The organism is Microbacterium sp. JZ70 (assembly GCF_053903225.1).
Genome location: NZ_CP096405.1, coordinates 1,093,890 through 1,114,746, shown reverse-complemented (window position 1 = coordinate 1,114,746; position 20,857 = coordinate 1,093,890). Strand labels below are relative to the sequence as shown.

Annotated in this window: 20 protein-coding genes; 13 read left to right on the top strand and 7 right to left on the bottom strand. The window is 72.4% G+C overall.

Annotated features, from left to right (window positions below; genetic code table 11):
• Positions 1 to 29 precede the first annotated feature (29 nt).
• Together M1D46_RS05040 and M1D46_RS05035 are read left to right on the top strand one after the other, a co-directional pair.
• Positions 30 to 701: a FadR/GntR family transcriptional regulator gene (locus M1D46_RS05040; RefSeq protein ID WP_456286812.1), complete on the top strand. Its 672-nt coding sequence runs from the start codon at positions 30 to 32 to the stop codon at positions 699 to 701.
• Positions 698 to 1,351, top strand: a complete 654-nt coding sequence (locus tag M1D46_RS05035) for an IMPACT family protein (RefSeq protein WP_271173220.1) — start codon at positions 698 to 700, stop codon at positions 1,349 to 1,351. Before M1D46_RS05040 ends, M1D46_RS05035 begins: the two co-directional genes overlap by 4 nt.
• Here M1D46_RS05035 and M1D46_RS05030 read toward each other — a convergent pair.
• From M1D46_RS05030 to hutH, 3 genes are read right to left on the bottom strand one after another with little or no spacing between them, the layout of a single operon-like run.
• Entirely contained in the window at positions 1,348 to 2,241 is an 894-nt protein-coding gene (locus M1D46_RS05030) for an NAD-dependent epimerase/dehydratase family protein (RefSeq protein ID WP_456286811.1), read from the bottom strand. The two genes, M1D46_RS05035 and M1D46_RS05030, sit on opposite strands and share 4 nt — an antisense overlap.
• 9 nt (positions 2,242 to 2,250) lie before the next feature.
• On the bottom strand, positions 2,251 to 3,036 hold the full coding sequence (locus M1D46_RS05025; protein WP_456286810.1) for an IclR family transcriptional regulator: 786 nt from the start codon (positions 3,034 to 3,036) through the stop codon (positions 2,251 to 2,253).
• Positions 3,037 to 3,047: 11 nt separating this feature from the next.
• A complete protein-coding gene (hutH, locus tag M1D46_RS05020; RefSeq protein ID WP_324012608.1) occupies positions 3,048 to 4,613 on the bottom strand; it encodes a histidine ammonia-lyase in 1,566 nt (521 codons plus the stop codon).
• 146 nt (positions 4,614 to 4,759) lie between these two features.
• On the opposite strand from hutH, the gene M1D46_RS05015 reads away from it, so the two are divergent.
• The 5 genes from M1D46_RS05015 to M1D46_RS04995 all read left to right on the top strand — a co-directional run bounded on the left by M1D46_RS05015 (position 4,760) and on the right by M1D46_RS04995 (position 10,991).
• Positions 4,760 to 5,683, top strand: a complete 924-nt coding sequence (locus tag M1D46_RS05015) for an arginase family protein (protein ID WP_456286809.1) — start codon at positions 4,760 to 4,762, stop codon at positions 5,681 to 5,683.
• 26 nt (positions 5,684 to 5,709) lie between these two features.
• A complete protein-coding gene (locus M1D46_RS05010) occupies positions 5,710 to 7,161 on the top strand; it encodes an amino acid permease (RefSeq protein ID WP_456286808.1) in 1,452 nt (483 codons plus the stop codon).
• 117 nt (positions 7,162 to 7,278) lie between these two features.
• Positions 7,279 to 8,949: a urocanate hydratase gene (gene hutU / locus M1D46_RS05005; protein WP_456286807.1), complete on the top strand. Its 1,671-nt coding sequence runs from the start codon at positions 7,279 to 7,281 to the stop codon at positions 8,947 to 8,949.
• Position 8,950: 1 nt separating this feature from the next.
• Entirely contained in the window at positions 8,951 to 10,132 is a 1,182-nt protein-coding gene (hutI, locus tag M1D46_RS05000; RefSeq protein WP_456286806.1) for an imidazolonepropionase, read from the top strand.
• 79 nt (positions 10,133 to 10,211) lie between these two features.
• A complete protein-coding gene (locus M1D46_RS04995; RefSeq protein ID WP_456286805.1) occupies positions 10,212 to 10,991 on the top strand; it encodes an SDR family oxidoreductase in 780 nt (259 codons plus the stop codon).
• Between the two features lie 18 nt (positions 10,992 to 11,009).
• On the opposite strand, the gene M1D46_RS04990 is transcribed toward M1D46_RS04995, so the two are convergent.
• Together M1D46_RS04990 and M1D46_RS04985 are read right to left on the bottom strand one after the other, a co-directional pair.
• Positions 11,010 to 13,064, bottom strand: a complete 2,055-nt coding sequence (locus M1D46_RS04990) for an HNH endonuclease (RefSeq protein WP_456286804.1) — start codon at positions 13,062 to 13,064, stop codon at positions 11,010 to 11,012.
• A 147-nt stretch (positions 13,065 to 13,211) separates the two neighbouring features.
• Complete coding sequence (locus M1D46_RS04985) at positions 13,212 to 13,775, bottom strand: TetR/AcrR family transcriptional regulator (protein WP_456286803.1); 564 nt, start codon at positions 13,773 to 13,775, stop codon at positions 13,212 to 13,214.
• An 80-nt stretch (positions 13,776 to 13,855) separates the two neighbouring features.
• On the opposite strand from M1D46_RS04985, the gene M1D46_RS04980 reads away from it, so the two are divergent.
• A complete protein-coding gene (locus M1D46_RS04980; protein ID WP_456286802.1) occupies positions 13,856 to 15,355 on the top strand; it encodes a hypothetical protein in 1,500 nt (499 codons plus the stop codon).
• On the opposite strand, the gene corA is transcribed toward M1D46_RS04980, so the two are convergent.
• The gene (gene corA, locus M1D46_RS04975) at positions 15,333 to 16,331 is read right to left on the bottom strand and encodes a magnesium/cobalt transporter CorA (protein WP_456286801.1); all 999 of its coding nucleotides are present in this window, start codon (positions 16,329 to 16,331) and stop codon (positions 15,333 to 15,335) included. The genes M1D46_RS04980 and corA overlap by 23 nt on opposite strands.
• Before the next feature lie 77 nt (positions 16,332 to 16,408).
• Here corA and M1D46_RS04970 point away from each other — a divergent pair, with 77 nt between their 5' ends.
• The 5 genes from M1D46_RS04970 (at position 16,409) to M1D46_RS04950 (ending at position 20,295) form a co-directional block, all read left to right on the top strand.
• Complete coding sequence (locus tag M1D46_RS04970; RefSeq protein ID WP_456286800.1) at positions 16,409 to 17,329, top strand: aldo/keto reductase; 921 nt, start codon at positions 16,409 to 16,411, stop codon at positions 17,327 to 17,329.
• Entirely contained in the window at positions 17,329 to 18,276 is a 948-nt protein-coding gene (locus M1D46_RS04965; protein ID WP_456286799.1) for a hypothetical protein, read from the top strand. The genes M1D46_RS04970 and M1D46_RS04965 overlap by 1 nt, the downstream gene beginning before the upstream one ends.
• A gap of 82 nt (positions 18,277 to 18,358) precedes the next feature.
• Complete coding sequence (locus M1D46_RS04960; protein ID WP_271174684.1) at positions 18,359 to 18,622, top strand: DUF6458 family protein; 264 nt, start codon at positions 18,359 to 18,361, stop codon at positions 18,620 to 18,622.
• Between the two features lie 6 nt (positions 18,623 to 18,628).
• Positions 18,629 to 19,816, top strand: coding sequence for a serine/threonine-protein kinase (locus M1D46_RS04955; protein ID WP_456286798.1), 1,188 nt, complete (start codon positions 18,629 to 18,631; stop codon positions 19,814 to 19,816).
• The gene (locus M1D46_RS04950) at positions 19,813 to 20,295 is read left to right on the top strand and encodes a hypothetical protein (protein WP_456286797.1); all 483 of its coding nucleotides are present in this window, start codon (positions 19,813 to 19,815) and stop codon (positions 20,293 to 20,295) included. Before M1D46_RS04955 ends, M1D46_RS04950 begins: the two co-directional genes overlap by 4 nt.
• Positions 20,296 to 20,304: 9 nt before the next feature.
• Here the strand turns inward: M1D46_RS04950 and M1D46_RS04945 are convergent, their stop codons facing one another.
• Positions 20,305 to 20,838 (bottom strand): CGNR zinc finger domain-containing protein, encoded by a 534-nt coding sequence (locus M1D46_RS04945; RefSeq protein ID WP_456286796.1) that lies wholly within the window; start codon positions 20,836 to 20,838, stop codon positions 20,305 to 20,307.
• Positions 20,839 to 20,857: the final 19 nt, after the last annotated feature.

Sequence of the window (20,857 nt, the reverse complement as noted above, 5' to 3'; positions counted from 1 at the left end):
CGGTACGCTCGACGGGAGGAGGTATCGCGATGCCGCTCAACGCGCCGATCCGGCAGGCCCCGCTCGTCGTGCAGGTCACCGAGCAGTTCCGCGCGCTCATCGTGTCGGGCGCGTGGCCGGTGGGATCGCGGATCCCGGGCGAGATCCAGCTCGCGGAGGATCTGGACGTGAGCCGCGGCACGGTCCGCGAGGCGCTGCGCGCGCTGAGCGTCGCGGGACTCCTCGAGCCGCGCGTGGGCGACGGCACCTACGTGCGCGCGTCCGACGAGCTCCCCGTGCTGCTCGCGAGAGACGAGGTGTCGATCGACCACGTCTTCGAGGCGCGGGCCGGGCTCGAGGCCGCCGCCGCGCGCGCCGCCGCGGCCATCCCCGAGACCGCGGGCCCGGCGATCGAGCGCGCCCTCGTCGAGCGGATGCGCGCGCACGAGGCGGGCGACCTCGACGCCTGCGTCGCGGCCGACGCGGCCTTCCACCGGGCGGTGATCGAGGCGAGCGGCAACCCCCTGCTCGCGCGCCTCCACGAGGCGATGGCGGGGCTCGTGACCCACTCGATCGCCGAAACGAGCGCCCTCCCCGAGCCGCGCGAGGTGGGCGACGCCCATCGCGCCCTCGCCGAGGCCATCGCGCGCGGAGACCGCGACGCGGCGGGCGCCCTCGCGGCGTCGCTCATCGACACCGTTCGGGCGACGGCCGCCCCGTGAGCCGGCGCTATCCGTCGACCATCGCGGCGCCCGTCGAGCACGAGCTCGTCGAGCGGAAGTCGCGCTTCATCGCCCAGGTCGCGCCGGTCTCCTCGCCGCAGGAGGCGGAGGAGGTCATCGCCGCCGCGCGCCGGCGCGCGTGGGATGCCCGCCACCACTGCGTCGCGATGGTGACGGGCCTCCTCGGCGACCAGGCGCGCTCATCCGACGACGGCGAGCCGTCGGGCACGGCGGGGATCCCCATGCTCGAGGTGCTGCGACGCCGCGACCTCACCGACGTCGTCGCTGTGGTCACCCGCTACTTCGGCGGGATCAAGCTCGGAGCGGGCGGGCTCGTCCGCGCGTACTCCTCTGCCGTGTCGGAGGCGCTCGATCTCGCCGCGCCCGTGCGCCGGGAGGCGCTCACGCAGGTGACGGTCGCGGTGCCGCACGGCGACGCGGGCCGCATCGACAACCTGCTGCGCGAGTGGGCCGCGCACCACGGCGCGACGCTCGGCGAGACCTCCTACGCGACGCACGCGACCTTCGAGCTCTGGACGCCGGCCGCCGAGCTCGGCCGCCTCCGCGACGACCTCGCAGCCGCCACGGCCGGCGCCCTCGCGCCGGTCATCGGCGGAGAGCGCGTCGTCGACGTGCCCGGCCGGGGCTAGCCGCGCCAGGAGTGCTGCGGCTCGAAGCCCAGCAGGCGGCGCGCCTTCTCGATCGACAGCAGGGTCTGCGTGCCCGCGACCTCGCCGCGCACCGGCACCTCGGGGAACACCTCGGCGGCGAGCTCGGCCGAGCCCCGCGACATCACCGTGTCGGCCGCCGCGATGACGAAGTTCTCCGCGCCGACGATGCCGCTCTCGACCGCGAGGCGGCAGGCGAGCGCGCCGTCGCGCGCGTCGATGTAGCCCCACGCGTTCCACGAGCGCTCGGACGGGTCGGCGTCGAACGCCGGGAAGCGCGCGTAGTCCTCGGGATCCATCACGTTCGAGAACCGCAGGCCGAGGAAGCCCGCATCGGGGCACCAGCGGGCGAAGTGGCGGGCGAGCTCCTCGTCGACCGCCTTCCCGAGGGAGTAGGACGTCTGCGGCCGGACGGCGTACTCCTCATCGACGGGGAGGTAAGGCGGAGGGGTGTCGGCGAACGACAGCCCGAGGAGGGTCTCGCTCGATGCGAACACCACGCGGCGGATGCCGGCGAGCCGTGCCGCGGAGAAGAGGTTGTAGGTGATCGCCGTGTTGTTCGCGAAGGTCGCGGCGTCGGGCAGCAGGCCGGGCGCCGGGATCGCGGCGAGGTGCACGAGCGCGTCGACGCCGCGGCCCGACCCGACGGGAAGCGCGCCGTAGTGCTCGTCGACGTGCGTGAGCACCTGGACCGCCTGCCCGTAGTCGCTGAGGTCGGCCTGCAGGAAGCGCGCCCCCTCCGGCAGCGAGGCGGGCCGCACGCGGTCGACCGCGGTCACCGCGTACCCGTGTTCGGCGAAGTGCGCGACGACCGCGCGCCCCAGCTTCCCGCTGCTCCCCGTGATGACGACCCGCTCCGCTGCTGTGTCCACGGGTCCAGCCTAGGCGTCGCGCGGCGCGCCGTGGATGCGGCGCGAGATCTCCTCCGCCACCGAGCGGGCGTCGTCGACGAGCGCCGGGAGGCGCTCGGGCGCGACCGACGCGTCCGGATACGTGATCGCGATCGCGGCCACGGGCCATCCGCGGTGATCGAGCACGGGGACCGCGACCGATGACAGCCCCGGGGTGACGTCGCCGGTCTCCTCGGCCCATCCGCGCAGGCGCCCCTCCTCGAGCACCCGGCGCAGCTCGGCGTAGGTCGTCACGGCGGGCGTCTCGGCATGCCGCTGCACGAAGGCCCCCGCATCGGGGTACAGCGCGCGCAGCTGCGCCTTGGGCAGCGCGGCGAGGATGGCCCGCCCGCTCGCGGTCAGCTGGGCCGGCAGGCGGACGTCGACGGCCGTGACGAGGTCGGGCGCGTGCTTCGCGCGGATCTCGACGATGTAGAGCACCTCGCGCCCGTGCAGGACGGCGAGGTGCGCGCTGAGCCCGATCCGGTCGACCAGGCGGGCGACGTGCACGCGGCCGAGGCGCGCGAGCGGATCGGTGCGCGCATAGGAGCTGCCGAGGTCGACAGCCGCGATGCCGAGCCCGTATCTGCTCTCGTCGGGCAACCGCATGACGTACCCCGCCCGCTCGGCGACGTTCAGGAGGTGGTAGACCGTCGAGCGGGGCAGCTCCAGGCGCTGCGCGATCGTCGCGGCCTGGAGCGGCCCGCTCGCGCGCGCGAGCAGGTCGAGGATGCGCAGCCCGTTCTCGAACGCGGGAACGCGGGACGACTCTGACATCGAGGTCGAGGCTACGCGAGCGCGCCGATCGCCGTCTCGACCGCCGCGAGCACGCGACCCGACTGCACGTGCGCGACCGCCGCCTGGATGTCGGGCGACGTGAAGGCGTCGGTGTCGGGCGCGGCGATGTCGGTGCGGAAGAGGGCGTGCAGCGCGCGGGTGGCCGCGCCCGGCTCGCCCTCGCCGGCGGCGAGGCGGAAGTCGAGGGCGCGCGTCGCGGTGAGCAGCTCGATCGCGAGCACGCGCGCGAGGCCGTCGATCGAGCGGCGCAGCTTGCGCGCGGCGGCCCATCCCATCGCGACGTGGTCCTCCTGCATCGCCGAGGACGGGATGGAGTCGACCGACGCGGGGACCGCGAGCCGCTTCATCTCGGAGACGATGCCCGCGGCCGTGTACTGCGCGATCATGAGGCCCGAGTCGAGCCCCGGGTCGGCGGCGAGGAACGGCGGGAGGCCGTGGTTGCGCGCGACGTCGAGGAAGCGGTCGGTCCGGCGCTCCGACATCGACGCGACGTCGGCCGCGGCGATCGCGAGGAAGTCGAGCACGTACCCGACGGGCGCCCCGTGGAAGTTGCCGTTCGACTCGACGCGCCCGTCGCGGGTCACCACCGGGTTGTCGATCGCGCTGCCGAGCTCGATGCGGGCGACCGAGGCCGCATGCGCCGCCGTGTCGCGCGCGGCGCCGTGCACCTGCGGAGCGCAGCGCAGGGAGTACGCGTCCTGCACGCGCGTGAACTCGCCGCTCACCCGCCGGGAGACGAGGCCCGAGTCGCCCAGCACGCGCGCCATGTTCGCGGCCGCGGCGGCCTGCCCGGGGTGCGGGCGCAGCTCCTGCAGATCCGCGGCGAACACGGAGTCGGTCCCGCGGAGCGCCTCGACGCTCGCGGCGGCCGCGACATCGGCCACGCGCAGGAGCGCCTCGAGGTCGTGCAGCGCGAGCAGGAGCGTGCCGAGCATCCCGTCGGTGCCGTTGATGAGGGCGAGGCCCTCCTTCTCCTCCAGCACGACGGGGGCGATGCCCGCCTCCTCGAGGGCATCGCCCGCGTCGCGCAGCTCGCCGGCCGCATCGCGCACGGTGCCCTCGCCCATGATGGCGAGGGCGCAGTGCGCGAGCGGCGACAGGTCGCCCGAGCAGCCGAGCGAGCCGTACTCGTGCACGACGGGCGTGAGCCCTGCGTTGAGCACCTTCGCGTAGGTCTCCGCGACGATCGGGCGAGCGCCCGTGCGGCCCGTCGCGAGGGTGTCGAGACGCAGGAGCATGAGCGCGCGGACCACCTCGCGCTCGACCTCCTCTCCGGTTCCGGCGGCGTGCGATCGCACGAGGCTGCGCTGCAGCTGCCGGCGCTTCTCGCGCGGGATCTGCACGGTGGCGAGGGCGCCGAAGCCCGTCGAGACGCCGTAGTGCGGGAGCGCGTCGTGTGCGAGGTCGTCGATGAGCGCGCGGCTCTCCGCCATGTCGCGGAGCGCCTGCTCCGAGAGATGGACGGGCGCGCCGTCTCGGGCCACGGCGACGACGTCGTCCGGGCGGAGGCCCGCGGAGCCGAGCGAGATGGAGCGGAGGGCGTGCGAGGTGGTCATCCCTCCATGGAACGTCACGTCCGCGCCGGCGGACAGCACCGAGGGCCTCCTGCCGTCTGGGATCCCAGACGGCACGCTCTGGGATCCCAGACGACGATGTGCGAGGCGACGGTTCGCCCCGCACCGCCCGTGGGTACCGTGACGCCATGAGCGATCAGCCCTCCCCCGCCCTCTCGCACGATCCCCTCTGGCCGCGCACGGGCGGATGGCCGCGCCCCGACGGCGCGGAGGCGGACGCCGCCCTCATCGGGCTCCCGACGCGGCGCACCTCGCTCTCGCCGACGCACGCGGACGCGACGCCATCGGCGGTGCGCGACGCGCTGCGCCGCTACTCGGCCCTCGCGCACGTGGAGGGCAGGGGCGCCGTCGACCTCGACGAGGCGCTGCGCATCGTCGACGCGGGCGACATCGCCGAGCCCGATCACGGCCGCGATGAGGACGCCGCCGTCGCGGCCGTCCGCGCGCTCGCGGAACGCGCACGGCTCGTCGTCGCACTGGGCGGCGACAACGCCGCGACGGTCCCCGCGGCGCTCGGCGCGTGGGGCGACGGCATCGCGTCGGCCGGCCTCATCACCTTCGACGCGCATCACGACCTGCGCGACGGGATCAGCAACGGCTCCCCCGTGCGGCGCCTCATCGAGGCAGGGCTCGACGGGCGGCGCGTGGTGCAGATCGGCATCGCCGACTTCGCGAACTCGCTCGCGTACGCGCGGAGGGCGCAGAAGCTCGGGATCACCGTCATCCCGCGCGATGCCCTGCACGATCGCCCGATCGCCGACGTCGTCGACGAGGCGCTCGCGATCGCGGGCGCGGGCGGAGGCGCGGTCCACGTCGACGTCGACGTCGATGTCTGCGACCGCGCGGTCGCTCCCGCCTGCCCGGCCTCCGTGCCCGGCGGCCTCTCGGCCTCCGAGCTGCGCAGGGCCGTCCGACGCGTCACGCGCGACCCCCGCGTGCGATCGCTCGACCTCACCGAGGTCGATGCGACCGCGGACACCCCCGACGGGCGCACCGTGCGCCTCGTCGCGACGCTCGTCCTGGAGGCGCTCGCGGGCGTCGCCGGACGCTAGCCCGACCGAGGAGAATGGAGACGACGATGTCTGACACCTCTGCCACGCACGCGCCCGCCGCGACCGCTTCCGCGCACACCCTCCGCCGCGGGCTCTCCGCCCGGCACGTGCGCTTCATGGCACTCGGCTCCGCGATCGGGACCGGCCTCTTCTATGGGTCGTCCGCGGCCATCCAGTCCGCGGGACCCGCCGTGCTCCTCGCGTACATCGTCGGCGGCGCCGCCGTCTTCATGGTGATGCGCGCGCTCGGCGAGATGGCCGTCCGCCATCCCGTCGCGGGCTCCTTCGGCCAGTACGCCGCCCGCTACCTCGGCCCGCTCGCGGGCTTCGTGACGGGATGGACGTACGCGTTCGAGATGGTGATCGTGTGCCTCGCCGACGTGACGGCGTTCGGCATCTACATGGGCTTCTGGTTCCCCGACGTGCCGCGCTGGATCTGGGTGCTCTCGATCATCCTCTTCATCGGCGCGCTCAACCTGCTGAGCGTGAAGGTGTTCGGAGAGCTCGAGTTCTGGTTCTCGCTCGTCAAGGTCTCGGCGATCATCGCGATGATCGCGGGCGGCATCGCCATCATCGCGTTCGGGCTCGGCAACCAGAAGGAGAACGCCTCCGGCATCGCGAACCTGTGGAGCCACGGCGGCTTCGCCCCCGAGGGCATCGGCGGGCTCATCGCGAGCCTCGCGGTCGTCATGTTCGCGTTCGGCGGCATCGAGATCATCGGCGTCACGGCCGGGGAGGCCCAGGATCCCAAGCGCGTGCTGCCGCAGGCGATCAACACCGTGCCGCTGCGCATCCTCCTCTTCTACGTGCTCACGCTCGGGGTCATCATGATGCTCGTGCCGTGGACGTCGATCACGGGCGAGGCGAGCCCCTTCGTCTCGATCTTCACGACCCTCGGGATCCCGTTCGCGCCGCACCTCCTCAACGCGGTCGTCATCACGGCCGCGGTGTCGGCCATCAACTCCGACATCTTCGGCGCGGGTCGCATGATGTTCGGCCTCGCGCAGCAGGGGCAGGCGCCCGCGATCTTCCGGAAGACCTCCCGCCAGGGCGTCCCGATCTTCCCTGTCCTCATCCTCATGGCGACGCTGCTCGTCGGCGTCGTCCTCAACGCGGTGATCCCCGAGCAGGCGTTCCTCCTCATCGCATCGGTCGCGACGTTCGCCACGGTGTGGGTGTGGCTCATGATCCTGCTGTCGCACGTGCGCATGAAGCACGCGATCGCGCGGGAGGGCCGGCTGCCATCGGAGTTCCCCGTCCCGCTCTGGCCGGCGGCCTCCTACGCGGCGATCGCCTTCGTGCTGTTCGTCGTCGTCGTGCTCGGCATCGTGCCCGACACGCGGCCCGCGCTCATGGTGGGCGCGGTGTGGCTGGCCGTCCTCTGGCTGGCGTACACGCTGTTCGTCCGCGAGCAGGGGCGATCGGCGCCCGATCTCGAGGACGCGACAGCGCCCATCCCCCTGCCTCGAGCGCCGTGACGCGACGCGACGGCCCCGTCTGGGATTCCAGACGGGGCCGTCGCGTTCCCCGTTGTCGCGCGGGCCGTCGCGGGATTGTATCGAGGCAGACCCCGGCTCGAGAGAGAGGCCCCGACGATGACGCTCCCCGGCGCACGCCCCGTCCGCGCACAGCGCGGCACCACCCTGACGGCGAAGAGCTGGCAGACCGAAGCCCCGCTGCGCATGCTGCACAACAACCTCGACCCCGAGGTCGCCGAGCGGCCCGACGACCTCGTCGTCTACGGCGGCACCGGGCGCGCCGCGCGCAGCTGGGAGGCGTTCGACGCGATCACGGCGGCGCTCACCGATCTCGAGGACGACGAGACGCTTCTCGTGCAGTCCGGCAAGCCGGTCGGCATCTTCCGCACGAACCCGTGGGCGCCGCGCGTGCTCATCGCGAACTCGCACCTCGTCGGCGACTGGGCGACGTGGCCCGAGTTCCGCCGTCTCGAGGCCGAGGGGCTCACGATGTACGGGCAGATGACGGCCGGCTCCTGGATCTACATCGGCACGCAGGGCATCCTCCAGGGCACGTTCGAGACGTTCGCCGCCGTCGCCCGCAAGCGCTTCGGCGGGACGCTCGCCGGAACGCTCACGCTCACGGGAGGCTGCGGCGGGATGGGCGGCGCTCAGCCGCTCGCGGTCACCCTCAACGACGGCGTCTGCCTCGTCGTCGACGTCGACGAGACGCGCCTGCGCCGTCGCGTCGGCAAGCGCTACCTCGACCGCGTCGAGGCCGACCTCGACACCGCCGTCGCGGTCGCCCTCGAGGCGAAGGAGCAGCGCCGCGCGCTCTCGATCGGCGTCGTCGGCAACGCGGCCGAGGTCTTCCCCGAGCTGCTGCGCCGCGGCGTCGCGATCGACATCGTCACCGACCAGACCTCCGCGCACGACCCCCTGTCGTACCTGCCCGTCGGCATATCCGTCGAGGAGTGGCACGACGCCGCCGCGGCCGACCCCGAGGGCTTCACCGAGCGCGCCCGCGCATCGATGGCGGCCCAGGTCGAGGCGATGGTTGGGTTCCAGGATGCGGGCGCCGAGGTCTTCGACTACGGCAACTCCATCCGAGACGAGGCCCGCCAGGCCGGGTACGAGCGCGCGTTCGCCTTCCCCGGGTTCGTGCCGGCCTACATCCGCCCGCTCTTCTGCGAGGGTCTCGGCCCGTTCCGCTGGGCCGCGCTGTCGGGCGACCCGCGCGACATCGAGGTCACCGACCGCGCCATCCTCGAGCTGTTCCCCGAGGATGCGCACCTGCGCCGGTGGATCACCGCCGCGCAGGAGCGCGTCGAGTTCGAGGGCCTGCCCGCCCGCATCTGCTGGCTCGGCTACGGCGACCGGGCGAAGGCGGGCTTGCGCTTCAACGAGCTCGTCGCCTCGGGGGAGATCTCGGCGCCGATCGTCATCGGCCGCGATCACCTCGACTCGGGCTCGGTCGCGTCGCCCTACCGCGAGACGGAGTCGATGCTCGACGGATCCGACGCGATCGCCGACTGGCCGCTCCTCAACGCCCTCACCGCCGCCTCCTCGGGCGCCACCTGGGTGTCGCTGCATCACGGGGGCGGCGTCGGCATCGGGCGCTCGATCCACGCGGGGCAGGTCGGCGTCGCGGATGGCACGGCGCTCGCGGCGGAGAAGCTCGCGCGCCTGCTCACCAACGACCCCGGGATGGGCGTCATTCGCCACGTCGACGCCGGCTACCGACGAGCGGTCGACGTGGCCGCCGAGCGCGGCGTGCGCATCCCGCTCACGCCGGTCGTGCGGGACTGACATGGGCAGCATCCTCGTCACGGGCATCCGCGAGCTCACCACGAACGAGGGCCCGCGGCTGCGCGACGCCGCGGTCGTGATCGACGGCGACCGGTTCGCGTGGGTCGGGCCGGCCGCAGACGCACCCGACGCCGACGAGCGCGTCGATGCGGATGGTCGAGCCGCGCTGCCGGGATGGGTCGACTCCCACACGCATCTCGTGTTCGCGGGCGACCGGTCCGCCGAGTTCGAGTCGCGCATGGCGGGCCAGCCGTATGCCGCCGGCGGCATCAACGCGACGGTGTCGGCCACGCGAGCCGCCTCCGACGACGAGCTGCGCGCGGGCATCGCACGGCTCGTCGCCGAGGCGCGCGCGGGCGGCACGACCGCTCTCGAGACGAAGACCGGCTACGGGCTCACGGTCGACGACGAGGTTCGATCGGCGCGGATCGCCGCGGAGGCGGTCGACGAGGTCACCTTCCTCGGTGCGCACGTCGTCCCGGAGGGTGCGGACCGGGTCGAGTACCTCGAGCTCGTGACCGGACCGATGCTCGATGCGGTCGCGCCGTGGGTGACGGCCGTCGACGTGTTCTGCGAGCGCGGCGCGTTCTCGGCGGAGGAGAGCGCGCGCGTGCTCGCCGCCGCGACGGCGCGAGGAATCGCCGCTCACGTGCACGGCAATCAGCTCGGGCACGGCGACGGCGTGCGGATCGCCGTGGAGCACGGAGCGCTGAGCGTCGACCACCTCGGCTTCCTGACCGACGATGACGTGGAGGCCCTCGCGGCGACGTGGCAGGGCGACGGGCGCGGCACCGTCGCGACCGTGCTCCCGGCCTGCGACCTCTCGACGCGCATGCCGCTCGCGCCCGCCCGTCGGCTCATCGACGCCGGGGCGGTCGTCGCGATCGCGAGCAACTGCAACCCCGGCACGTCGTACACATCGTCGATGGCGTTCTGCGTCGCGACCGCCGTGCTGCAGATGGGACTCACCATCGAGGAGGCCGTGCGCGCCGCGACTCTCGGGGGAGCGATCGCGCTCGACCGCCACGTCGACCGACCGGGCCGCCCGCGCCTCGGCGTCGTCGCGCCCGGCGCGCGCGCCGACCTGCAGCTGCTCGACGCCCCGTCAGTCAGCCACCTCGCCTATCGCCCCGGCATGCCGCTCACGTCCGCCGTCTGGCGGGCCGGTGTTCGGGTGGTGTGACGCCCGTATCCACAGCGTCGATACCCGCCATCCGCGGATGCGCCTTCCCTGTGCCGAGTCGCCTCCGTAGCGTCGTGATGTGAACTTCCCGGGACTCGAAGACAGCAGGATCGTGGTGACCGGCGCCGCCGGCGGGCAGGGTGCGGCCGAGGCGCTCCTGCTCGCCGCCCAGGGCGCGCGCGTCATCGCGGCGGACGTGCACGAGGACGCCGCTTCGCTCCTCTCCGCGGCGGAGGGTCTTCCCGGCGACGTGACCTACCGCCGGCTGGATGTGACAGACGAGAACGGATGGGCGCAGCTCACCTCCTCGCTCTCGGGCCGGAGCGTGAAGGGACTCGTCAACAACGCCGGTGTGACGCACCGTGTTCGAATCGGCCAGGTGGATCGCGCCGAGTGGGACAGAGTGCTCGCCATCAATGTCACGGGCGCAATGCTCGGGATCCAGGCGCTCCTCCCCCTCATGGCGCGAGGCTCATCGATCGTGAACATCGGCTCCGCTGCGGCAGTGTCGGGGCATTACACGGCGGCGTACACGACGAGCAAGTGGGCGCTGCGGGGTCTCACCCATTCATGCGTCACGGAACTCGGTCCGCGTGGCATCCGCGTCAACCTGGTGCATCCCGGCTACATCCGCACGGACATGACCGCGAGCGCGCCGGCGGCGTTCCGCGAGGCGAATGTCGCACTCGCGCCCCTGCATCGGGTCGGCGACCCAGAGGAGGTCGCACAGGTCGTTGCATTCCTCCTTTCCGATGCCGCGGCCTTCGTGACGGGCGCCGAGGTCGCTGTCGACGGCGGACAGCAGCTCTCCGGCATCTCCACAGTCCTCGCGGCCGCGACCCGACCCGCGACCACCTGAGGCACCGGCCGCTGGCGTTCAGCCCGGCTGCGCGACGAAGAGCGCGTCCGCGCCGTGGTCGAGGTCTTCGTGGTGGGCGATGTCGTCGGCGTCGAGGAGGGCTTGGGCGAGGTATTCGGGGGTTGTCCGGTAGTGGCGGAGCCATTCCTGGATGTCCTGTTCGATCTCGAGGTGCAGTCGCAGCTCCCTCTCCTGCTCCTCCTGCTCCCGCTGGCGCTGTTCGCGTTCCGGCTGGTGCTGTTCCTGTTCGCGCTCCTGTTCGCGTTCGTGCTGGCGGGCGTGGCGGCGCTGCTCGGCGTGCTCGCGGTCGCGGTGGTGGCGGGCGAGGGCGTCGGCGATGAGCTGGTTCGGGGTGGCTTCCGCGCGGACCCGTGGGGGTGGTTTCTCGGTGTAGGTGTGTCCGGCGGGGCTGGTCCATTCCAGGACGCCGTCGCCGAGCTGTCGGACCTGCCAGGGCGTGTGGTGCTTGTCCTGGTGGCATCCCTCGCACAGGCAGGCGAGGTTGCCCACGTCTGTGACACCGCCCTGGGCGTACGGGATGGTGTGGTCCAGGTCGGCGGTGATCGCGAGGTTGCGGCACCCGGGGGTGCGGCAGCGTTCGTCGCGGGCGAGGAGGTACCGCTTCTGCGCCGCGGTGGGGGTGTACCGGTCGACGGTGAGCAGCGCCCCGGTGTCGGGATGGCAGAACACCCGCTCCCACCCCGCCGCGTTCCCCGCGAGCTTCCGGGCGGTGTCCGCGTCGATCGGCCCGTACCCGGCCAGGAACCCCGGCTCGTCATCGAGCCCCGCCAGCGTCGTGGCCGCGACCGTGACCTGCACCACCGCCCGCACCCGCGACAGCACCCGATCCACATCCCCCGCCAAGCCCCGCACCGACGGCGGCGCCCCACGCGGAGGGCCCACGTCCGGAGGCGATCCGTCCGGGGGTGAGGCTCCGCGATCTCGCGCGTGGTCAGCGTCGTCGGCACCCGCATCGGGGGCCGCCGAATCCGTGTCCGCGGTCGCACCCGCGGCATCCGCTTCGGGCGCCGTCGTGCCCGTTCCCGCGTCCGCGGGGTCCGCGCCGTCCGAGTCGGGTTCCTTCGAATCCGCGCCGGGCTCCGTCGACCCCGTCGCGCCCGCGTCCGCATCGCCGACATCCGTCGTGCCCGCTTCCGTCGCGCTCGTGCCTGCGGTCGTGGTGGTCCAGGGGGCGGGGGTGTCGTCGGGGTCGCTGCACAGGGCGGACAGGACCTCCACGGCGAGGTCCGACGCGATCTGCGTCGCCGTCCGCGGCCCCTCCCCACCCTCACCGACCCGCTCCGAATCCTCGAACCGCACACCCGACCCACCGGCGACGCCCGCACCCACACCCACACCCACACCCACACCCGCACCCGCGCCCGCAACGCTCCCGGCGCCCGCGGCGGCGGTGGTTTCGGCGGCGCGGCGTTCCTGCCGGGCCAGGTCCCGTGCGTGCTGGCGCAGGGCCCGGGCGATCGCCTGGATCCGGGTCGCCTCGCCCACGATCTCCAGCGCCTGCGTCCCATCCGGGAGCACCTTCACCCACACACCCCGCCGCGCCATCGCCGACCGATGCCGATCCGAGAACGACCGCGGATCCAGCCTCTCCGCCAGAGCCTCCACGAACACCCGCGTATCGAACGGCGTCGCACCCTCCGCGTACCCGACGGCCGCGGCCTCGAACACCTCCCGCAGCCCATCCGGCAGCCGCATCCCGACCTGCCGGATCACGTCCGCGTGCCGGCCCGTGATCCGCGCACCCTCCAGCGCCGCGAACGTCTCCGGGAACAACCCCACCAACACCATCGCATCCGAGATCCGCGACTGCATCCGCCCCTTCGACTCCCCCAGAGCCGCCGCGAACTCCCCCGCCATCGCCCGGAACGGGAAGTCATACCGCGACGAGACCGCCCCCGACCTCGCCAACTGCGCCCGCGCGACCTCCCCCGCCTCAGCCAGCGCCGCAATCTCCAGCGCATCCGCCTCCGCCCGCAAAGCCCGCGCCCGACGCGCCCGCTCCACCGCCGAACGCGTCACCGCGACCTCCGCCGGAGTGGGCTCCCAACCCACCCCCGCATCCTCCCGCGGCATCGTCCTCGACATACCCCCACACTACCCACCCCATCGGACATTCCAGCGAACAATCCCAAACTGTGGATAACTCCACATTCGGAGATAGAGACGATGGCGTGACGCCGACGCGACCGTCGACCGGACCTACGCCGCGACCACCCGGATCGCACGCGACAGCTCCTCTGCCGACGGAGTGGCCGAGGGGTCCAGCATCCACTGCAGCATCACGCCGTTGATGAGGGCGAGTGCAAGCGAACCCACGGTGCGGGCGTCGTCCTCGGAGACCTCGTTCCGGTCGACGTCCAACACGAGCGCGGCGAGGTCGCGGCGGCTCTCCGCATAGATGCGGAGAAGCTGCCTGCGGACCTCCTCGGCGAACTCCGCCTGGGCGTAGGCCTGAACACTGGCGACGAGGACGCTGCGCTTGTCCGGCGCCGCCGCGAGCAGACCGGCGAGGAAGTGCTCGAGGCGTCGCCCCGGGCCGCCGTCGAGGTCGGCGGTCACACTGCTGGCGACGGCATCGCCCCACTCCTCGAAGGTCTCGATGACGGCGGCGTTGAGCAGAGCGTCCTTCGAGCCGAAGTGATATCCGATCGCGGCGAGATTGGCCCCCGTGACCCCCACGATGTCGCGCGCCGTGGTGTGCGCGTACCCGCGCTCGGCCAGGCACTGCTTCGCTCCCGCGAGAAGCGCTTCACGTTGCCCCATTCCTCGAGCATACGGCGCGTCCTGTACGGACGTGCTATACATACGTACAAGACGCACGTATGAAACCCTCGAGGAGCCTCATGTCCGCAGAGCAGACCCCGCCCGAGTCGCCCGACGCCGGCCGCATCGCCGTACCCGTCACCGTGTCGTGGGATGGCGCGTTCCACGTCAACCAGACGGCTCTCACCACGCACCTCTGGGCCGCACCGCCCCTCCGCCGCGAGTCGCCGATCCACGATCGCGCGTTCGCGGCTCTCCGCGATCTGAAGGCCGACTGCGCCCGCTTCCTCCCCTGGTTCTCGCATCCGGTGCTCTCCGTGCCCGCCCTGGAGCCGCCCACCGAGACGACCACCTCATGGGATTTCTCGCACCTCGATCCGTTCGTCGAGGACTTCATGGCCGCGGCCGAGGGGCGACCGGTCGTCGCGAACTTCGCGACCATCCCGCACTGGATGTTCGAGGGCGCCGAGGACGTCGTGGTCTCGCGCGACCTCGACGAGATCCACTGGCAGTACGAGCAGGGATCGGACTTCCGCGACGAGACGCTCGCCGAGGTCGCGGACTACTTCTTCCGTCTCGCCAGCTGGTACATCGCGGGAGGCTTCACCGACGAGCTCGGCCGCTGGCACGAGTCGGGCCACAGATACCGCTTCGCGTACTGGGAGGTGCTCTGCGAGCCCGACCTCAACCGGCGCATGCCGCCCGAGGTCTACACCCGGCTGTACGACGCCGTGGTCGAGCGGCTGCAGCCCCTGGACCCCGAGATGAAGTTCATCGGCCTGTCCCTCAGTCACGTGCACCACGACCCCGAGTACTTCTGGCACTTCCTCGACGCCGCGAATCACCAGGACGGCATCCCCATCGACGCCTTCTCCTGTCACTTCTATGCGTCGCCGGAGATCGTCAACCCGTTCGGGCCGGATGGCAACGCCGACCCGAGCACGTGGCGCAGCACCTTCTTCGCGCAGGCCGATGCCTTCGTGGAGAGCGTGGCGTACATCCAGTCCATCGCGCGGCGACTGGCGCCGGGCGCGCGGATGTTCCTCAATGAGATCGGGACGTACCCGGCTGACATCATGAACCCCGCTCCGCAGATCCCCGCGTTCTACTGGGCCCTGAGCGGGACGGTCCACGCCTACCTCTGGGCGCGGCTGCTGCCCATGGGGATCGACCTGCTCGGCATCGCGGAGTTCATGGACTACCCCGGCATGATCCCCGGCACGTCGCTCCTCGACTGGGAGACCGGCGAGCCGAACGCCCGGTATGCCGTGACGCAGCTCCTCCTGCGCCACTTCGCTCCGGGAGATCGCGCCGTTCCGACGTCGACGGGCTACCCCGGATTCCCCGACGCCCGCCTGCATGCGCAGGGCCTCACGCGCCCCGACGGCAGCAGGTCGCTGCTCCTGATCAGCAAGTGGGATGAGCCCATCGAGCTCGATCTGTCGGGCACCGGCATGTCCGGAGCATCCGGCGAGCATGTCCACGTGGGCACGCGCGGCATCGCGAGCTTCCGGTGCGGCGACACGCTGCGCCTCGAGCCGCACGCCACGGTGGTCCTCACATCCACTTCCGCCACTTGAACAGCGCCCACAGGGTGACGCTCGTCGCCGCCATGAGCGCGAGGGCGAGCGGGTATCCCCACGCCCAGTGGAGTTCGGGCATGTGATCGAAGTTCATGCCGTAGATACCGCCGATGAGCGTCGGGCCGAAGAGGATCGCCGCCCACCCCGAGATCTTCTTGACCTGCTCGTTCTGCTGCAGCGACGTCTCGGTCTGCCGCTGCGTGACGATCGTCGCGTGCACCGTGAGCGCGTTGTCGAGGATGGCCCGGAAAGACGCGATGCGGTCGTTGAGACGCAGCACATGATCGTGCACGTCGCGCAGCAGGCGCTGCAGCTCGAGGTCGACACCGTACTTCTCGCCTCCGCGCAGCAGGCCGGCGAGCATGCCGTCGAGCGGCTGCGTGCCACGCTGGAACGCGATCACCTCACCGGAGAGCTCGTAGATCCGGCGGGAGAGGGATGTCGCGGTGTCGGTGAAGAGCGCGTCCTCGATCTCGTCGATGTCATTCTCGACACCGCGCATGACCGGGGTGTACTGGTCGACCACCTCGTCGAGGATGGCGTAGAGCACGGCCTCGGTCCCGCGCGCGAGGAGAGTCGGGTCGGCCTCCATCCGCTGCCGGACGCGCGAGAGGTCGGGAGCCTCCCCGTGACGGACCGTGAGCACGAAGTCCGGCCCGACGAACACGTGCAGCTCGCCGAACTCGACCGTCTCGGTCTCGTCGATGTACCAGGCGGGCCGCAGCACGAGGAACAGCGTGTCGCCGTAGCGCTCGAGCTTCGCGCGCTGGTGCCCCTTGCGCGCATCCTCCACGGCGAGCGCGTGCAGCTCGAACTCGGCCGCGACGGTCATCAGCTCGTCGTCGGTCGGGCGCAGCAGGCCGATCCAGCCCATCCCCTTCTGGTCGCGCATGTACTCGAAGGTCTGGTCGAGGCTCGCCGGGTCGGCGATGCGCCGCCCGTCGACGTAGACGGCGTTGTCGATGATGGGCACGAGTCCATTGTGGGCGGCAGACATCCGCGGACCCGTGCGCCATGCTGGTGGGGACACCTGCGACCGATGGAGGCCCCATGTCATCCGTGCTCGACCCCCGCCCGCTCGGCGCGACTGCTCTCGTCGTGAGCCCCGTGACGCTCGGCGCCTCGTCTCTGGGCGATCCGCAGCGCTCGGCCTCCGACCCGCTCGAGGTCGCCGAGGCGATGCTGTCCTCCCGCTTCGCGGTCGTCGACACATCGAACAACTACGCGCGCGGCGAGAGCGAGCGGGTGCTCGGGCGGGCGCTGGATGCCCGGGGCGGGCTCGCGGATGGCCACAGCATCGTCACGAAGGTCGACGTCGGGAAGGACGGACGATTCGACCGCGACCGCGTGTGGCGCTCGTTCGAGGAGAGCGTCGAGAAGCTCGGGCTCGAGCGGTTCCCGCTCGTGCACCTCCACGACCCGTGGGCCGTCACGGTGGAGGAGGCGCTCGGGCCCGGCGGAGCGGTCCAGGGGATGATCGAGCTGCGCGAGCAGGGTCTGGCCGGGGCGATCGGCATCGCCGTCGGCGAGATCAGCCTCGAGAAGGCGTATGTCGGGACGGGCATCTTCGACGCCGTCCTCACCCACAACCGCATGACGATCGTCGACCGCAGCGCCGAGGAGCTCATCGCGGAGGCCAACGAGCGCGGCATGGGCGTCTTCAACGCCGCGCCGTTCGGCGGCGGACTTCTCGCCGGAACGTCGACGAGCTACGCGTATCGCGAGGCGCCCGCCGATCTGCTCGCGTGGCTCGCCCGGGTGCGCGAGCTCTGCGCGGAATGGAAGCTCTCGGTCCCGGCCGCCGCCCTCCACTTCTCCCTGCGGCATCCCGGCGTCCACTCGACGGTCGTGGGAGTCGGCCGGCCCGAGCGCATCGCCGAGCTCGAGGAGCTCTGCGCGACGCACGTGCCGGACGAGTTCTGGCCCGAGCTCGAGAAGCTCGGCACGCCGCCGTCGACCGTCGAGGACTGATGCCCGACGCGCACGGCCGGCCGGACACGGTGCGCCTGCTCCGCTGGGCCGCGGGGTGCCTCGGAGCCGCCTCGATCATCGCGCTGGGCATGGCACTCAACGGCGCGTACGCGGTCGCCCTCTCGCAGGGCGCCGACGTGCCGGTCGTCGGCGGGGCCGTCCGCGTCGTCCAGATGCTCGGCGTCATCCTCGGGGCGATCGGGATCATCGCGCTCTCGAGCGCGGTCGCGTCCCGCGTGGCGTCACCCTGGCGCCGGGCGGGTCTCGTGGCCGTCCTCTCCGCCGCTCTGGCCGCGATCGCGTTCGCCGTCGGCGTGCTCGCGCCGGTGCTCGCAGGGGTCGCCCTCGTGCCTGTCGCGGGAAGCGGGCTGCTGCTCGCGACGCTCCTGGCGCCCGTCCACCGTCCCGCGCCGCGCGGCGCGCGACTGCGCACCTCCCTCGTGTGCGCCGCCGCTCTGGTCCTGTTCGTGGTCACAGGTGTGCTCCACGAGACGGTCTGGAGCCCCCGTGCGAAGGTTCCGCAGCGGGAGCTGGGCGAGATCTACGCGGACATCGCCGACGCCGGGGAGACCACCGGTGGCGTGCTCATCGCAACCTGGGCCGTCGTCTGGTGCGTCATCGCGGCGACACTCGTCGTCATGAGCACACGTGACGACATGGCCAGCTGGTTCGCGCCTCGGCGCATCGTCGCGCTCGGGCTCATCTCGATCGGCGCCGCGGGGTTCTTCCGATGGTTCGCGGGCTTCCCTCTCGGCATGGCACTCGCCGACACGTTCGCCATCGGCGGCGGCGACACCGCGCCATCCGGCGTCGTCCTCGGGCTTCTCGGGCAGCTCTCGCTCGTGGCCGCGATCCTCGTCGGCCTCCTCCCGGCGCCGCGCGGGCTACCGTCCCGGCGCCTCCGTGTCAACCGCGAGACGCCAGGACGACGCGGACGGTACACCTGAAGGAACCCGCTGACGCGGTGACGAGCCACCCGAGCCCGTCCGTCAGCGGCCGCAGGGCCCAGCGCCTGGAAGGAGCACGACCATGGGAATCGGATCCGGAATCGCCCTCATCGCGATCGGCGCGATCATCGCTTTCGCCATCAACGTGGACCTCGGCGGAGCGGTCGACCTCACCCTCATCGGGTACATCCTCATGGCGGCCGGTGCCGTCGTCTTCCTCATCAGCCTCGTCCTCATGCTCCGTCGCCGCAGCGCCGTCTCCACTCAGCGCACGGCGGTCGACCCGGCCAGCGGCGAGCAGATCACGACGCGGCGGACGACGGACAACGGAGAGCCGCTCGCCTGAGCGCGCATGTCCGACCTCCTCGACGAGCCCGTCACGGGAGAGGTGCTCGACGGCCGCTATCGGCTCATCGCGCGCGTGGGCGCCGGCGGCATGGCCACCGTCTACCGCGCGCGCGATGAGCTGCTCGGCCGCGACGTCGCCGTCAAGCTCTTCCGCCCGATGCCGGATGATCCGCAGTCGCGACAGCGTCGGCTCGCGGAGACCCGCCTGCTCGCAGCCCTGAACCATCCGTCCCTCGTCACGCTGTTCGACGCGCATGTCGACGAGGACGACCATCCGTACCTCGTCATGGAGTACGTCGAGGGGCCGACCCTGCGCGATCGGATGGCCGCAGCCCCGCTCTCGGGGCGGGAGGTCGCCGAGACCGCGGCCGCGCTCGCCGACGCGCTCGCCGTCGTCCACGACGCCGGCATCGTCCACCGCGACGTGAAGCCGTCGAACGTCCTCATGCGGGCGCCGAAGCTGCCGGGTATCACGAGCGCGGCGACGCTGGCCGACTTCGGGATCGCCTACCTGCTCGACTCGAGCCGCATCACGACGCCGGGAACGACGATCGGGACGGCCGCGTACCTCTCCCCGGAGCAGGTCCGCGGCATGCAGCCGGCCCCCGCATCCGACATCTACTCGCTCGGGCTCATGCTGCTCGAGCTCCTCATCGGCCGCCATCCCTTCCCCTCGGGCACGGCGCAGGAGCTGTTCGCCTCGCGCATCGCGGGCGAGCCGGAGATGCCGGACGAGCTCGATCCGCGATGGCGCGTCCTGCTCACCGCGATGACCGACCGCGATCCGGCGCGGCGCCCCACGGCGCGGGAGGTCGCCGCGGCCGCCCGGGAGATCGCGGCCGACCCGAGCGAGCCGCTCACGCCGCGGTCGGCCGCCGTCCACGAGCAGGAGACGCGGCCGTTCCCCGTCGCGCAGGCGACCGCGCCCCTGCCATCCCGCCCTGCGCCGACCGCCGCGATCCCGCTGGGCACGCTCCAGCCGCCGGCCGTGGCGGCCGCTCCTCGCCGACGCCCTCGGCGCATCCTCGCGATGGTCGCGGTGATGACGGCGGTCGCCCTGATCGCGCTCGCGCTGGCGCTCGGCGTGCCGACGATGTTCCCGCAGGAGGAACCCGCGCCGCCCGCCCTGCCCGCGCTCGACGAGCCCCTGCGCGGCCATCTCGACGACCTCATGGAGGCGGTCACGCCATGAGACGCCTCCTGTTCCCCACCCTGATCGTCGCAGCCGTCGTCCTGACCGGCTGCGCGCCTTCCGACACCCCGACCGCTGCCTTCCAGGATGCCGTGGCGACCGTCGCCGAGCAGGCCGCGGACGGCGACGCTGCGGGGGCGCTCGCCTCTCTCGACAGGCTCGAGGCCGACGTCGACGAGGCCCTTGTGGACGGGCGGATCGACGCGGCGCGCGCCGTCGCCATCCGGGAGGCGATCGACGCCGTCCGCGCCGACCTCGAGCAGCTCGCCGAGCCGTCTCCGACGCCGACTCAGAGCGAGGAGCCGGTTGTCCTCCCGTCAGACCCGCCTGCCGAGGACGGCGCCGGCGATGACGGCGAGGGCGGTGAAGGCGAGGGCAACGGCGACCCCGGGAACGGGAACGGCGGCCAGGGCAACGGCGGGCAGGGCAACGGGAATCAGGGCGGCGGGAACGGCGGCCAGGGCAACGGCAAGAAGTAGTCTCGACGCTCACCGGAGCCGGGCGCGATGGCGGCGCACGGCGTCGCGGTTCGCGCAGCGGACGGAGCAGTAGCGCTGCCGGCCGTTCCGGGTGATGTCGACGACGACGTTGCGGCACGGATCGCCGGGCGCGCGGCCCGCGGCGCACCGCCCGAGCCGGGTCATCCCGCGGGTCGTCAGGTGCAGAGCGGTCCCGACGGAGATGACGGCGAGCAGCACGTGCGCGAGCGACTGGTCGTCGTCGCGGTAGTGGAGGTGCCATCCCTCGCCGTCATGGTCGGTCAGACGCGGGTACGCGGTCGCCTCCTTCATGAGCTCGTTCAGCAGACGGGCGCGCTCATCCGGCGAATCCGCGTCGACCACCGCGAGCCAGCGGTCGATCACCGCGCGCGTCGCGGCGTGGTCATCGGCGCGCTCGGGAAACGGCATCGTCATCCCGAAGTCGCGCGTGCGGCTCTCGATGCCCGCGCGATCATGCGGCCATGCGTTCGCGAGCGACGCCGCGAGGAGCACCGCGTACTCGCCGTAAGGGTTGAGATGCACAAGAGCATTACATCACGCT